The 15,355-nt window shown below is 61.3% G+C and carries 11 protein-coding genes; 3 read left to right on the forward strand and 8 right to left on the reverse strand.

The features are described 5' to 3' along the window. The first annotated feature begins 747 nt into the window (after nt 1–747). On the forward strand, nt 748–3,897 hold the full coding sequence (rne, locus tag MHH62_RS17465; RefSeq protein ID WP_193557878.1) for a ribonuclease E: 3,150 nt from the start codon (nt 748–750) through the stop codon (nt 3,895–3,897). 557 nt (nt 3,898–4,454) lie between these two features. On the opposite strand, the gene MHH62_RS17470 is transcribed toward rne, so the two are convergent. The 3 genes from MHH62_RS17470 to MHH62_RS17480 all read right to left on the reverse strand — a co-directional run bounded on the left by MHH62_RS17470 (nt 4,455) and on the right by MHH62_RS17480 (nt 7,487). Next, a complete protein-coding gene (locus MHH62_RS17470; RefSeq protein WP_020301724.1) occupies nt 4,455–5,039 on the reverse strand; it encodes a nucleotidyltransferase family protein in 585 nt (194 codons plus the stop codon). Beyond that, nucleotides 5,036–6,022 carry an XdhC family protein gene (locus MHH62_RS17475; RefSeq protein ID WP_014719571.1) on the reverse strand — a complete coding sequence of 329 codons (987 nt, stop codon included), beginning with the start codon at nt 6,020–6,022 and terminating at the stop codon, nt 5,036–5,038. The genes MHH62_RS17470 and MHH62_RS17475 overlap by 4 nt, the downstream gene beginning before the upstream one ends. A 133-nt stretch (nt 6,023–6,155) precedes the next feature. Continuing rightward, nucleotides 6,156–7,487, reverse strand: coding sequence for a dicarboxylate/amino acid:cation symporter (locus tag MHH62_RS17480; protein ID WP_003189258.1), 1,332 nt, complete (start codon nt 7,485–7,487; stop codon nt 6,156–6,158). Nucleotides 7,488–7,825: 338 nt separating this feature from the next. Here MHH62_RS17480 and MHH62_RS17485 point away from each other — a divergent pair, with 338 nt between their 5' ends. Beyond that, nucleotides 7,826–8,824, forward strand: coding sequence for an AraC family transcriptional regulator (locus MHH62_RS17485; protein WP_014719572.1), 999 nt, complete (start codon nt 7,826–7,828; stop codon nt 8,822–8,824). Nucleotides 8,825–8,952: 128 nt separating this feature from the next. Here the strand turns inward: MHH62_RS17485 and MHH62_RS17490 are convergent, their stop codons facing one another. The 3 genes from MHH62_RS17490 to MHH62_RS17500 are packed head-to-tail and all read right to left on the reverse strand — an operon-like array spanning nt 8,953 to nt 11,300. Then, entirely contained in the window at nt 8,953–10,299 is a 1,347-nt protein-coding gene (locus tag MHH62_RS17490; protein ID WP_019817208.1) for an ATP-binding protein, read from the reverse strand. Next, nucleotides 10,296–10,973 (reverse strand): response regulator, encoded by a 678-nt coding sequence (locus MHH62_RS17495; protein ID WP_003193559.1) that lies wholly within the window; start codon nt 10,971–10,973, stop codon nt 10,296–10,298. Before MHH62_RS17495 ends, MHH62_RS17490 begins: the two co-directional genes overlap by 4 nt. Before the next feature lie 18 nt (nt 10,974–10,991). Then, on the reverse strand, nt 10,992–11,300 hold the full coding sequence (locus MHH62_RS17500; RefSeq protein WP_003193560.1) for a hypothetical protein: 309 nt from the start codon (nt 11,298–11,300) through the stop codon (nt 10,992–10,994). A 138-nt stretch (nt 11,301–11,438) separates the two neighbouring features. On the opposite strand from MHH62_RS17500, the gene MHH62_RS17505 reads away from it, so the two are divergent. Then, nucleotides 11,439–12,158: a 4'-phosphopantetheinyl transferase superfamily protein gene (locus tag MHH62_RS17505; protein WP_032872446.1), complete on the forward strand. Its 720-nt coding sequence runs from the start codon at nt 11,439–11,441 to the stop codon at nt 12,156–12,158. Nucleotides 12,159–12,237: 79 nt separating this feature from the next. Here MHH62_RS17505 and MHH62_RS17510 read toward each other — a convergent pair whose 3' ends face one another. Both MHH62_RS17510 and MHH62_RS17515 read right to left on the reverse strand, forming a co-directional pair. Continuing rightward, nucleotides 12,238–13,848: an ATP-binding protein gene (locus tag MHH62_RS17510; protein ID WP_339231510.1), complete on the reverse strand. Its 1,611-nt coding sequence runs from the start codon at nt 13,846–13,848 to the stop codon at nt 12,238–12,240. After that, nucleotides 13,845–14,570, reverse strand: a complete 726-nt coding sequence (locus MHH62_RS17515) for a response regulator (RefSeq protein ID WP_060766977.1) — start codon at nt 14,568–14,570, stop codon at nt 13,845–13,847. The genes MHH62_RS17510 and MHH62_RS17515 overlap by 4 nt, the downstream gene beginning before the upstream one ends. Nucleotides 14,571–15,355: the final 785 nt, after the last annotated feature.

Raw genomic sequence — 15,355 nt, forward strand, 5'->3', positions numbered from 1 at the left:
TTTTATGGAATTGAAGCACTTAATCATTACTGCTATAGTCGCGAACGCCGCCAAAAGCGGCCTGGACAGAGGACATGCGGCAAACTGCCGGCCCTGACCATCGCAATTCATCAGGACGCGAGGCCGTCCTACGGGGCTTTCGCCACCCAGGAAGGCTCAAGATTGTAACAAGCGCAGGTGACATGAGGCCTGAAGCGAGTGCAGAAAGCAGAGTGAATACTCGCCTTTTGCGCCGATATTTACGGCCAGTTCACAAAGTGCAGTCAGTTTTGAGCCAGACCATGGCGAATGCTTCGGAAACAACGCCTGTTAAGAGCTGAGTGAGAGCGCAACCGCCCACACCTAGTCTTGTTTAGCCATGAGCGTGGACTCCCCATTGGAGAACACGGTAAATGCCAACCCGCTGCGGATTCTGCGCGCGGCAGCACCCGAATTATCAGGGATACGTGTAGGGTGGAGATGCACAACCGTCGGACTGTGTAGCACTAGGCTTGTTTTAGACGCTTCATCTCGTCCACAGTCGCCGGTTGATTCCTCCTCCTGACCTTAGCTTTTGTTGAAGTGGTGCCTTTGTCACCACCGCTAACGAGCAGGACGCGTCCGTCGCGATACCGGCCCAATTGGCCGATTTTGCTGGACACTGGAGTGGCCAACCACTCTTGACGCACCTGACACCGACCGTGAGAAGTCGTGTGTGCCGAACGCCGTTTCCGGCAGCCCGGAAACCGACGGTACAACATGAAAAGAATGCTGATTAACGCAACTCAACCCGAAGAGTTGCGTGTTGCACTGGTAGATGGCCAACGCCTCTACGACCTGGACATCGAATCCGGTGCACGCGAGCAGAAAAAGGCCAACATCTATAAAGGCCGTATCACTCGCATCGAACCAAGCCTTGAGGCTGCCTTTGTCGATTTCGGCTCCGAGCGCCACGGCTTCCTGCCCCTCAAAGAAATCTCCCGCGAATACTTCAAGAAAGCCCCTGAAGGCCGCGTGAACATCAAGGACGTCCTGAGCGAAGGCCAGGAAGTCATCGTCCAGGTCGAAAAAGAAGAACGTGGCAACAAGGGCGCGGCCCTGACCACCTTCATCAGCCTCGCCGGTCGTTACCTTGTACTGATGCCGAACAACCCACGTGCCGGCGGTATTTCCCGTCGCATCGAAGGCGAAGAGCGTAACGAACTGCGTGAAGCGCTGAACGGCCTGATCGCACCGGCCGACATGGGCCTGATCGTGCGCACTGCCGGCCTTGGCCGCAGCAGCGAAGAAATGCAGTGGGACCTCGACTACCTGCTGCAACTGTGGACCGCTATCAAAGAAGCGTCCCTGGATCGTTCCGCGCCGTTCCTGATCTACCAGGAAAGCAACGTGATCATCCGCGCCATCCGCGACTACCTGCGCCAGGACATCGGCGAAGTGCTGATCGACAGCGTTGAAGCCCAGGACGAAGCCCTGACCTTCATCCGCCAGGTGATGCCGCAGTACGCCAGCAAGATCAAGCTGTACGAAGACAGCGTGCCACTGTTCAACCGTTTCCAGATCGAAAGCCAGATCGAGACCGCCTTCCAGCGCGTGGTCGAACTGCCTTCCGGCGGCTCCATCGTGATCGACCCGACCGAAGCCCTGGTGTCCATCGACATCAACTCGGCACGTGCGACCAAAGGCAGCGACATCGAAGAAACCGCCCTGCAGACCAACCTGGAAGCGGCTGAAGAAATCGCCCGCCAGCTGCGCCTGCGTGACATCGGCGGCCTGATCGTGATCGACTTCATCGACATGACCCCTGCCAAGAACCAGCGCGCCGTGGAAGAGAAAGTCCGCGAGTGCCTGGAAGCTGACCGCGCTCGCGTGCAAGTCGGCCGCATCTCGCGCTTTGGCCTGCTGGAAATGTCCCGTCAGCGCCTGCGTCCATCCTTGGGCGAGAGCAGCGGCATCGTCTGCCCGCGTTGCAACGGCACCGGCATCATCCGTGACGTTGAATCGCTGTCCCTGGCGATCCTGCGCCTGATCGAAGAAGAAGCCCTGAAAGACCGTACCGCCGAAGTTCGCGCCCAAGTGCCGATTCCGGTTGCCGCCTTCCTGCTCAATGAAAAACGCAACTCGATCACCAAGATCGAACTGCGCACCCGTGCCCGTATCGTCATCCTGCCGAACGATCACCTCGAAACGCCGCACTTCGAAGTACAGCGCCTGCGTGACGACAGCCCGGAAGCCCATAGCGGGCAGTCCAGCTATGAAATCGCCGCGGCTGCCGCCGAAGTCGAAGAAGTCCAGCCAGCCGCTGCGACCCGCACCCTGGTTCGCCAGGAAGCCGCGGTGAAGACTGCACCGGCCCGTGCCAACGCACCGGTACCGACCGAAGCTGCCGCCCCGGTTGCCGCGCCGGCCGCCCTGCCTGAGCCAAGCCTGTTCAAGGGCCTGGTGAAGTCGCTGGTCAGCCTGTTCGCCACCAAGGAAGAGCCTGCTGCCCCGGTTGTGGTTGAAAAACCTGCCACCGAGCGCCCGGCGCGCAACGAAGAACGTCGCAACGGTCGCCAGCAGAGCCGTAACCGCAACGGCCGCCGTGACGAAGAGCGCAAGCCTCGCGAAGAACGTGCCCCGCGTGAAGAACGCGCACCACGTGAAGAGCGTGCGCCTCGCGAAGCCCGTGAAGACACCCCGACCGTCGCCCGTGAAGAACGTGCACCGCGTGAAGAGCGCGCCCCACGTACCCCACGCGCTCCACGTGAAGACCGCAAGCCACGTGGCGAGCGTGAAGAACGCGTGCGTGAACTGCGCGAGCCTCTGGACGCGGCACCTGCCGCTGCCGCAGCCGTTAGCACCGAAGAGCGCCCGGCCCGCCAGCCGCGTGAAGAACGCGCGCCACGCGAAGAGCGCCAACCGCGCCCGCCACGTGAAGAGCGTCAACCACGCGCCGAGCAAGCCGCTGCTGCCACCGAAGAAGAAGTACTGACCGGCGAAGAGCAGTTGCAGGAAGACGGCCAGGACAACGCCGAAGGCGATCGTCCACGCCGCCGCTCCCGTGGTCAGCGTCGTCGCAGCAACCGTCGTGAGCGTCAGCGTGATGCCAACGGCAACGTAATCGAAGGTTCGGAAGAAACCGGCGAGAACGCAGAAGCTGCCAACAACGCGCCAACAGGCGCCGAACTGGCTGCCGGCTTGGCCGTTACCGCTGCCGTTGCCAGTTCGGTCATCAGCGCCCCTGCTGAAGCCCAGGCTCACGAGCAAGCCGAACGTGCTACCGCTGCCGTCGAAGACACTGTTGCCGTAGAAGCGCCAGCCGCCGAAACCCCAGCGGTTGAAGCGCCGGTTGTTGAAGCGCCAGTCGTTGAAGCCACAACCCCTGTCGAAGCCCCAGTGGTTCCGGAAGTGGAAGTTGCCCCGGTTCGCGACGCACAGCCAGAAACTGAAGCGGTTGCCGTTGAACCGGCTCCAGTGGTTGAGCCTCAGCCAGTAGTCGAAGCGGCTGTAGAAGCTCCGGCGGTCGAAGAAGCTGCCCCGGCTGTGCGTGAAGTTCGCGAAGAACAGACCGCCTTCCAGTGGACTGCCGAACCGGCTGCACCGGTTGAAGCGCCAACGCCTGCCCCAGTGGTAGAAGAAGCACCGGCACCGGTTGCTGAAGTCGTCGCCGAGCCAGCCCCAGTGGTTGAGCCGACGCCGGTTGTGGAGCCTGCGGCCGTGGTTGAAGTTGAAGCCCCGGTGGTTGCCGAAGTGGCCGCCCCTGTGGTTGAAGCTGCGCCTGCAAGCGCCCTCACCGAAAACGGCCGTGCGCCGAATGACCCACGTGAAGTGCGTCGCCGCCGCAAGGAAGCCGAAGCTGCTGCTGCCGCTGCCGCTGCCCAGGCGGTAGAGCACAAGGCCCAGGAAGCAGAGCACGAGCCTAAACCCCTCGTCTGATTCCATAAGCCACTAAAAAGCCCCGCCTGAGTGATCAGGCGGGGCTTTTTCATGGCTGATTATCTCGACCTGGAATGCGATCACTGTGGGAGCTGGCTTGCCTGCGATAGCGTCGATTCAGCCAGCGTGGCGGTGACTGACACACCGCTATCGCAGCATAGGTATCTACACAACTTTGTGGGCTGTAACGGCAGACGGTAACCACGATGCGAAGCGAGTCGCTCTTGAACTGCTTTTGATCTTAGGCGCCCCGTCAAACCACGCTGGCCGGAATTCGACAGGGATTTGGGGGGTAAACCGGCAGGGATGCCGGTTTAGCCGCCGTCAGGGCGGAACCCTAAGTGGCCGTTACCGCAGGAATGGATATGTACACAATCCAACTGTGTTGACTGTCAGGCCGCTATCGCAGGCAAGCCAGCTCCCACATTGGACGGTGGTGCGTCAGGTAGATATGCGCCGGCTATCAGGCCGTTACGGGAGCAAGCTCCCTCGCCACAGGTCCAACGTCGGCTCTAAGTAGATACCTATGGCTATCGCAGGCAAGCCAGCTGCCACACTTAACCTGCAGTAAAACTCAACCGTTGCGGCACATCCACATCCCAAAGCACACCAGGATCATCTACCTGCACCTCTCGCACCTGAGTTTGTGCAAACAACGGCCTGGCCCCACGATCCCCACTCAGAGCCATCAGCGCCGGCCCAAACCTGTGATGGAAAGCCACCGGGTGCCCGTACTGCCCGGCAGATACCGGCACAGTGACGCCCTCCACGCTGGCGATCACCCGTTCGATACTCGATGACTGAATAAACGGCATATCCCCCAACACCACCAGCCACCCATCCGCTGCACCGCTGGCCTTGACCGCCGCCGCAATGCTGTCGCCCATACCGCTCGAATCCAGCAGTACCACCTGACAGCCATAAGCCTCTGCCAGGCGGATAACCTCCCCGCGCTCCGGCGACGTCACTAGCCAGCGTGTTACAACACGCTCAGGCAAGTTGCGCAGCACCTGCTCGATGACCGGCCGACGAACGCCATCCAGCCCCACACACGCGGCGAGCAATTTGTCTTGATCAGCTCCAGCTTCGGCACGAAAACGACTGCCCTGCCCCGCCGCCAGCACAATCGCCGTCACCGTCACTCGGCCACCACTGCCATCGGTTTTTTCTGCATCGGTGCCACACCGTTCTTGATCGCAACAATTTCCGCCATCAGCGACAGCGCAATTTCCGCCGGCGTATGGCTGCCGATGTGCAGGCCGATCGGCCCGTGCAAGCGCGCAATGGCCTCCGCCGACAGGCCTAGCGCGGCCAGGTTCTCCCGACGCTTCTGGGTATTGACCCGCGAACCCAGGGCGCCAATATAGAACGCCGTGGAGTTCAGCGCCGTCAGCAACGCCATGTCATCCAGACGTGGATCGTGGGTCAGGCAGACAATAGCCGTGCGTTCATCGGTATGAATATTCAACACCGCCTCGTCGGGCATGCCCGGCACAAAGCGGCCATGCTGATCTTCCCAGCCGTAGACGAACTCTTCGCGGGGGTCGCAGATCAGCACTTCGAAATCCAGCAGGCGCGCCATTTCCGCTACGTAGCGCGACAGCTGCCCGGCGCCGATCAACAGCAGGCGCCAGCGCGGGCCATAGATGGCGCGCAAGCGTTCGCCGTCGAAGCTCACCACGTCGGTCTTGCTGGCGGCGCTCAAGATCACTTCGCCGGTGGCCAGGTTCAGCTCGCGAGCGACAATCTGGTGATCTTCACAACGCGCCAGCAGCGCTTGGACCCAACCCCACTCCTCCACGCGCTCCTCGGTGAGCCTCAGGGTGCCGCCGCAGGGCAGGCCAAAACGCGCCGCCTCGTCGCGAGTGACGCCGTAGGTCACCAACTGCACGGGCGGGCCGTCAGCAGGCAAGCGGCCGTCTTGCAGGCGCGCGATCAAGTCATCCTCGATGCAACCGCCCGACACCGAGCCAATCACCACACCATCACCGCGCAGGGCCAGCATTGCGCCTGGCGGGCGCGGCGCGCTGCCCCAGGTTTGCACCACGCTGTACAACATCACGCGCTGCCCGGCGCGGCGCCATTGCAGCACGCTGCGCAGGACGTTCAGATCCACACTGTCCATCAGGCCTCCGGTAAGTACTGTCGCGCTCACTGTAAACCAAAAATATCCGTTGCATCCCGCCAGAAATGCAAACGCCCCGAACCAGTCGGGGCGTTTGCGGATAGCGTTGGCGTCAGTTCACGCCAGCAGCCACTTACTTGACGACAGGCGCCGGGCCTTCTGCCACGCCCAGGTCATCGAGCTCGCGGGTTTCGGAAATACCGGTACCGCCAGACGCCAGTTCGCTTTGCAGCTTGTCGGTGTCCAGTTCCTTGACCCACTTGGCCACAACGATGGTGGCAACTGCGTTACCCACCAGGTTGGTCAGGGCACGGGCTTCGGACATGAAGCGGTCGATACCCAGGATCAGCGCCAGGCCGGCAACCGGCAAGTGGCCGACAGCCGACAGGGTGGCGGCCAGTACGATGAAGCCCGAACCGGTCACGCCAGCCGCGCCTTTGGACGACAGCAGCAACACCAGCAGCAGAGTGATCTGGTGGGTGATGTCCATGTGGGTGTCGGTCGCCTGGGCGATGAACACGGCCGCCATGGTCAGGTAGATCGAAGTACCGTCGAGGTTGAAGGAGTAACCGGTTGGAATCACCAGGCCGACCACGGACTTCTTCGCGCCCAGGCGTTCCATCTTGATCAGCATACGCGGCAGTGCGGATTCCGACGACGAGGTGCCCAGTACGATCAGCAGTTCTTCACGGATGTAGCGGATCAGCTTCAACACGCTGAAACCGTGAGCGCGGCAGATAGCGCCCAGCACCAGCACCACGAACAGGATGCAGGTGATGTAGAAGCAGATCATCAACTGGCCCAACTGCACCAGGGAACCGACACCGTAGGCGCCAATGGTGAATGCCATCGCACCCAGGGCACCGATTGGCGCGAGCTTCATGATCATGTTGATGATGTTGAACATCACATGGGCGAAGCGATCGATGAAGTCCAGCACCGGCTTGCCGTAGGCACCCAGGCGGTGCAGGGCGAAACCGAAGATCACCGAGAACATCAGCACTTGCAGGATGTCGCCGTTGGCGAAGGCGCCGACGATGGTGTTCGGTATGACGTTGAGGATAAAGCCGACGATGCTCTGGTCTTTACCAGCGGTGACGTAGGCCGCCACTTTGGAAGCATCCAGGGTCGCGACGTCGATGTGCATGCCGGCGCCCGGCTGCACCACGTTGACCACGACCAGGCCAATCAGCAGGGCGATGGTGGAAACAATTTCGAAGTACAGCAGCGCGTAGCCGCCGGTCTTGCCCACCGACTTCATGCTTTGCATGCCGGCGATGCCGCTGACCACGGTACAGAAAATGATCGGGGCGATGACCATTTTGATCAGCTTGATAAAGCCGTCACCCAGTGGCTTGAGGGCCACGCCGGTCTGTGGGTAGAAGTGGCCGAGCAAGATACCGATAACGATTGCAACGATCACCTGGAAATACAGGGATTTGTAGATTGGCTGACGAGTCGTCATTGCAAAGTTCCTCAATCGTCCCGTGTGGCAAATATCCGCCATTGCCCACGGCACTTGAATTGCGAACCCTCCTGCACTGGAGGGATTTGTTGTTTGCGAAGCCTGTAGGAGCAAGCCTGCGCTGTAATCCTTATCGCAAACAGCGTGCCACTTTGCTTAAACGCGCTGAAGGCCTTTAGACATCAGGGCTTGGGGTTCACGGGCGACTCCGGAGAATGCAACAGGGTGGCGGATTTCCGCCCACTCATCCTGTCTCGTCCTACAATTTGGCGGATATCCGCCTTGTCGCCCCGCCGGGTGATGGCTACCATCCGCCCCTCCATGGATGAGGCCCTTGCATGCGTGAACGTACCATCGCCAGCCATTACGCCCGAGCGGCCCTCGGCGGTGCGCGCCGGGCCGGTTTTGACTACTCGGGGGTGTTGCAGCAGGTGGGCATCACCCCGGAACTGCTGACCGAACCCCGCGCACGCATCGCTCCAGAGCAATTTACCCGCTTGCTGCAAATGCTCTGGCTGGGGTTGGATGACGAATACCTGGGGTTTGCAGAAGGGCCGAGCAAACGTGGCACTTTCGCCATGATGTGCCATGCGCTGATTCATTGCCGCACGCTGGAGAAGGCGCTGGAGCGCGGCTTATTGTTTTATAGCCTGTTCCCCCAAGGCCCACGCTGGCAACTGACCAAAGAAGGCGACATGGCGCGTCTGAGCCTGGACGACTCACAGCTATGGGACCCGGACCACTTCCTCAGTGAATGCCTGCTGGTGATCTGGCATCGCCTGGGCAGTTGGTTGATCGGCCAGCGTATCCGGCTGCAGCAGGCCACCTTCAGTTACCCGATGCCGGCCCATGCCGGTGAATACGACCTGCTGTTCCCCTGCCCCCAGGTGTTCGGCGCGCCGACCAGCAGCCTGGTGTTTCCCAGCCGCTACCTGAGCCTGCCGCTGTTGCAGGACGAACGCACCCTCAAGCACTTCTTGCAGCGCTCGCCTGCCGACTTGCTGTCGCGGCCGGATGAAGGCGACAGCCTGAGCAGCCAGTTGCGTCGCTTGCTGAGCCGCGACCGCACGCCCTGGCCAGACCTGGAAGCCGTTGCCCAGCACCTGCACATCAGCCCACAGACCCTGCGCCGCCACCTGCGCGAAGAAGGCACGAGTTTTCAGGCATTGAAGGATGAGCTACGCCGGGATATCGCCATTTACCACCTGGGGCGGGCGGATTTGTCTTTGCAGGAGATCGCCGAGCAGTTGGGGTTTTCCGAACCGTCGGCGTTTCATCGGGCGTTCAAGAAGTGGACGGGGCTGACGCCGGGGGCCTACAGAGCGCAGGAGAGTTAGAGGCGTATTGGCTGGGAAGGCCTCATCGAAGGCAAGCCAGCTCCCACACTTGAATGTATTCACACATCAAAATTTGTAAACCCGATCAACTGTGGGAGCTGGCTTGCCTGCGATGAGGCCAGTGCAGATCACAAGGCAGGAAAGTGAATCCTGAACGCCGCCCCACCCAGCGCTGAATCCCCCAACGTCAACCGCGCGTGATAGCTTTCGATGATGTCCTTGACCACCGCCAGCCCGATCCCCTGCCCCGGGTGCTGGCGATCTAGCCGTTCGCCGCGCTGCAGGATCCGTGCACGCTGGTCCGGTGGTACGCCGGGGCCGTCGTCTTCGATACACAGCTCAATGCCATCGAGGTTTTCCACCAGGCTGATACGCACTTGCTTGAGGCACAGGCGGTAGGCGTTTTCCAGCAGGTTGCCGAGCATTTCGAGCAACGCGCCCTTTTCGATGGGTACCTCGCAGGCCTGCGGCAAATCAAAGGTCACGGTGACCCGCTTGTCGCGATAAACCTTTTCCAATGTATCGCACAGGCTTTGCACCACCGGTTCCAGGCGGACCTGGTGGCGCACCAGGCCACTTTTACGCAGGCTGGCACGCTGCAACTGGTATCCGATCTGCTGGCTCATGCGTTCGATCTGCGATTGCAGCACCCACGCCTGGCTACGTTCTTCGGGGCGCTGGGCCATGTCTTCGCTCACGCCCTGCAACACCGCCAGTGGCGTTTTCAGGCTGTGAGCCAAGTCATCGAGGGAGTCGCGGTAGCGCGCACGCTGTTCGCGCTCGCTGTGCAGCAAGCGGTTCAGGGAGCCGGTCAGGCGCAGCAGTTCGCGGGGGTGTTCTTCGCTGAGGCTTTCGCGGGTGCCACCTTCGATCTGGTCGAGTTCATGGCTCAGGCGTCGCAGGGCTTGCAGGCCCCAGGTCAGGCCCAGCCACAACAGCGTCAACAACACCAGCAAGGCCGCGCCGAACCCGAGGTAGAGGTTCTCGCGCAGGCCTTCGAGGGTCAGTTGGTATTCGCGTACCGGCTGCAGGGCGACAATGCTGAACGCCGCGCTCTTGCCTCCCAGCAGCCGGACCTCGACGTCATACACGAAAAATTCCTGGCCATTGGCCTCGCGAATGCGCGCAAACTCGTTGCCGCGCCCGTCGTAGCGCGGTTTGTAGTTGATGTTTTCTTCCTGGGTCGCCCGCGAGCGCCATACCAGATGGCCTTCACGGTCGTAGATATAGCCCAACAGCCGACTGTCGGTGAGGTTGAAACGCTCATCGGGCAACTGCGCCGGCATCAGCAGGCGGTTATTGTCGACCCGCGCCGCGGAAATCAGGGTGGTCACATCCGACGCCAGGCGCTGTTCGATGGAATCCTGCAGCGCCAGGCTGAACGCGCCTTGCATGGCCGGCAACAAGCCGAGCATAAACAGCACGGCCAGGGTGGCGGCCGCCAGCATCAGGCGCACACGTAGCGAACGAATCAACGGCAGCGCTCATTGAACAGGTAGCCCAGGCCACGCACGGTATCGATTGGCTTGAACCCGGCCGGGCCTTCCAGCTTGCGGCGCAGGCGGCCGACCAGCACTTCGATCACGTTTGGATCGCGCTCGTCGTCATCCGGGTACAGTTGCTCCATCAAACGGTCTTTGGCGACCACTTGCTGATGATGACGCATCAAGTATTCGAGGATCCGATACTCGTAGGCGGTCAGCGCCAGGGGTTGCTCGTCAAGGGAGGCTTGCTTGCGGTTGAGGTCCAGCAGCAGCGGCCCGGCAACGATAGTCGACTGGGTAAAACCGCTGGAGCGACGCAGCAAGGCGTTCATGCGCGCCTCCAGCTCTTCGAACTGGAACGGCTTGACCACGTAGTCGTCGGCCCCGGCCGCCAAGCCTTCAACCTTGTCCTGCCAGTTGCCGCGAGCGGTGAGGATCAGGATCGGGAAGGTCTTGGTCTGGGTGCGCAACTGGCGAATCAGGTCCAGGCCGCCCATGCCGGGCAGGCCAAGGTCGATGATCGCCAGGTCATGGTTGAATTGGCCGGTCTGGTACAGGGCTTCTTCGGCATTGGCCACGGCTTCGACCACATGCCCGCTGTCGGTCAGGCGGGTAAACAGGTGATGACGCAGCAGCGCCTCATCTTCCACCACCAGCAATTTCATAAGGTTCTCCACTGCAATTCAACTAGCCGACAGGGGGATATCATAGCGGCCCTGCAGCTCTTGGGGGCGCAGTTTTATGCCATTGTAGTGGCCGGTCAGGTGCGCGTAGCCGCTGCGATAGTCGGGTTGCGCAGGGGTAGCGCCCAGGGCCTGGCCCCACGGCGCAGCCTGAGTGCCAGCGTCTTCGAAGCTGACACGATGGATCAGGTTGCTGGATTTCTTGGTTTTCTCGCTGCCAAAGGCCGCAAAGGCGCCATCGGACGCCTGCACGCCAGCAGTGGCGCCAAGCATGGTCAAGGCCAACATCAGCTTTTTGATCGCAGTCATGGTGGTTACCTCATACGCGTTTGGGCTGTGGGGTCCAGACTACGCAGGCGCCCCTGAACTCCCCCTGAACAGGCTCTGAACCGCAGCTGAACCGCACCGGGCTATCCACTGGCCCGCCAACTCGGCAAAATACCGCGCATGACGCCCCTACCCGCTTGCTGCACCCCACTTGATGATCATTGGCCGTTGCCGGTTTCTTTGCCGGGCACGGTGTTTTTGAGCACGCGATTCGACCCGGCTTTATTGAGCCCGGGCGATTTCCAGCGCTGCGATGTGCCACCGCCGGCTAGCATCCAGCGCTCGGTCGCCAAGCGCCAGGCGGAATTTCTCGCCGGGCGCCTGTGCGCGCGCGAAGCGCTGCAACGACTCGATCATCTGCGCTGCGTCCCGGCCATCGGCGAAGACCGCGCCCCGGTCTGGCCAGGGCATATCAGTGGCTCCATCACCCACAGCACCGGGCACGCTGCGGCGATTGTCGGGCACAAGGCGCAATGGCGCGGGCTGGGCATGGACCTGGAGCATCTGCTGTCACTGGAGCGGGCCGAACGCCTGGCCGGGGAAATCCTGACGGCCGATGAATTACAGCGCATGGCCACCCTGCCCCGTGAGCAACTCGCCTTGCTGGTGACGCTGACGTTTTCGGTCAAGGAAAGCCTGTTCAAGGCGCTCTATCCGATCGTGCACAAGCGCTTTTATTTCGAGCATGCCGAGGTGCTGGAGTGGTCAGCGGCTGGGAGGGTGCGGTTGCGGTTGCTGACCGATCTTTCGCAAGAGTGGGGCCATGGCAAAGAGCTGGAAGGGCAGTTTGTGGTGCAAGGGGAGCAGTTGTTGAGCCTGGTGGCTATCAGCGCCTGGTAGACCACCATCGCGGGCACGCCCGGCTCCCACATTGGGAATGCATTCGCCTGTGGGAACTGGCTTGCCTGCGACAGCGGTGTCAGGGCTTATCCTGATCCCTGGGCCAGCTTAGGCTGAAGCACGCCCCGCCCAGGTTGTTGCTCTTGCTGATCAACGCCCGCCCGCCGTGCCAATAGATAATCCGCCGCACGATCGACAAACCCAGGCCATGCCCGCCAGAGGCGCGCGTACGGCTGTCATCCAGGCGCAGGAACGGCGTGAAGATCCGCTCCCAGGCGCTTTCCGGCACGCCGGGGCCGTCGTCTTCCACATCGATGCGGCAGCGTACCTGCCCCACCTGATAACTGATCAACACTTGGCCTTTGGCGTGGCGCATGGCATTGCTCACCAGGTTTTGCAGGGCGCGGTGCAGGTAGCGCGGTTCAGCGTCGACCCAGGCGTCATCCCAATGCGCCGATGACAGGCAAATACCCCGGGTGACGGTGACCTGGGGGCGCAATGGCGATAATTCGCCAATCACCTGGTCGAGCAATGCATCAAGGTCCACGCGCTGGAAATTCAGTTCCGGCGCACCCTGTTCCAAGCGGGCATAAGTGAGCATCTCGTCCACCAGGCCATCAAGGTCCTGGATATCGCCATCCATACCCTCCAGGTACTTGCGCCGCGCCTCGGGCGTGGCGGCGTCACCGATCATCTCCAGGCCAAAACGCAGGCGCGCGACCGGAGTGCGCAGCTCGTGGGAGACCGCCCGCACCAGCTCACGCTGAATCGCCAGCAATTGCTGCAGGTGCTCGGCCATGCCATTGAAAGCTGCCGCCAGCCGCCCGACCGAGTCTGCACCGCGAGCGGGTACGCGCACTTCCAGGTTGCCCTTGGCGATACGCGTGGCCGCCGCCGCCAGGCCTTTGAGCCGACGCTCAAGTTGTCGCACCAGCAGATAGACGATCAAGCCGATCAGGGTCAGGCCAATCAAGGTGATCAGGATCAGCCATTGCGCCGGGTATGGGTTCATCTGGTACAGCGGGCCGATCTCCAGTACCCACGGGGTGCCGACCATGCCGGCAAACACGCGAATCGAATCGCCGCCCTTGCCCAGCGCCATCACCGTATCGCCCTCCGCCACGCGGCGACGCTGGTCCTCGTCCATGTCGGCCTGGTCAAGGGCCGTCAAGTGCATTTCAAAACCAAAACCCTTGGCGTGCTTGATGTCGGCCAGGCGCTGGGGCTGTTCGGCCACCGGGAAGCGCACCAGTTCGTCGGCCAGCAGGTAAATGGTTGCGCGGGCCAATTGCTCGCTGATCTGCTGCACTTCGCCGGTAAGCACCAATTGCTCTTGCTCGCTGACCAACCGCAGCACCCGCGCCGCATGAGGCCCGGTCTGTTCCACCAGGACCTGGCCGCGTTGCAGGCGGTTGCGCTGGCCAAGGTCCAATTGCGCATCGGTGAACGTGCGCAGTTCCAGCGGAATACCGAGCAAACGCTCCCACACCGCCAAGGCGCGCTGTCGTTCAATGGCGCTCATGGGCTGCAGGTTATCGCCCATCAACGCAAAAGTGCCGTGGGCCAGGCGCTCACGGTACTGGCCGCTGCGCACGTCATTAAGCAGGTGCAGTGCCAGGGCGCCGAGCAACGCCACCAGGATCAGCGCCGCGCACATGCCGCCGTAGATGCGCAGGAAGATCGAGTTCACAGCGGCATATCGGCAGCAGCTTCGGGGACGAACAGGTAGCCTTTGCTGCGAATGGTCTTGATCAGGCGTGGGTGGATCGGATCGTCGCCGATCTTTGGCCGAATGCGCGAGATACGCACATCAATGGAGCGATCCTGGCCGTCATAACCAATACCGCGCAGAGCTATGAAGATTTCTTCGCGGGACAGAATGCGTCCGGCGTTTGCAACCAGCAGCCACAACAGGTCGAATTCAGCGCTGGTCAGTTCGATGCTGCCCTCATGCAACCAGGCTTCGCGCAAGGCATTGTCCACCACCAACGGACCAAACTGGAGGCGGCGCTGGTTTTCCACTGCAACGGGCAACACCGGTTCGCTGCGGCGCAGCAGCGCCTGGATACGTGCCAGCAACAAACGCGGGCGCACGGGCTTGCACACATAGTCGTCGGCGCCCATGTCCAAGCCCTGCACCTGGTCCATGTCGTCGGTGCGCGCGGTGAGCATCAGGATCACGCCGTCATAACGCTCGCGCACCTTGCGGCAGATGCTCAGGCCGTCTTCGCCGGGCAGCATCAGGTCGAGGATCACCAGGTCGGGCTGTTCGGCGATGATGCGCGCCGTGGCCTTGGCACCATCGCTTTCCACCGACACACGCAGGCCGTTGCTTTCCAGGTACTCACGGGTCAACTCGGCGAGTCGCTCGTCGTCCTCGACGATCAGTATCTGCCAGGCTTCTTGCTCCATGCATTGTCCTCGTTTTTATAAGAAGTTCTTCTGGCCGACACAATCGAATGTGAAATACGGTCGGTGTGGAGCTGGCTTGCCTGCGATGAGGGTGGGTCAGCGCGCCTGTTGGTGGCCGATACACCGCCATCGCAGGCAAGCCAGCTCCCACCTATTGATCTTTCGCAGGCATAGCCTGTTTGTCATGTTTTGAAGGCATAACAAAGGCCGATTGTAGCCATGCAACGGCCCTTGAACACAAGCCGCGAAATCCATTCGGTCATGACGATTTTTTGTGGTAGGGTTCGCGCCCTCAAAATTCCCGCCGGCAGTTTCTAGCCGGGAATATTCGGTGACAAACGGTGTAATCCAGTAGTAATGCGGCCTACACGGGTGTTCCATGATTCATACACATTTTACCCACAGCGTTATCCACAGGTAGTGCGTTGCTAAGCCCCCGAAAACGCATTATCTTGTACCTCGGCGCTAAAAAAACCCTACATGTAGGGTTTTCAGCGAAAAGACCAAACACAGATCAGACAAGAAACTCAAGCGCTTTCTTGCTCGTGCTTGGTTGAACCAAAGCATTTTTTGAAAGCCCAAACCGCGCACGCGGATGGCAACCGTTTTCCAGCCCGATTGGCAGAAAACGGTACGGGTGTTGCAGGGCTTGAATGGGGCCACTGTCACCCACCAGGAATACGGCTAAGGGCTCCCCGGCCCCGAACCAAAGACTTCGGCATGGAAGCGGCGCGATGAGCTCCCTTCCTCCTGTCCCGAAGTTGTTATGCCAGGCCCAGGCCTGC

The organism is Pseudomonas sp. FSL L8-0168, from assembly GCF_037976155.1.
GTDB classification, from domain to species: domain Bacteria; phylum Pseudomonadota; class Gammaproteobacteria; order Pseudomonadales; family Pseudomonadaceae; genus Aquipseudomonas; species Aquipseudomonas paracarnis.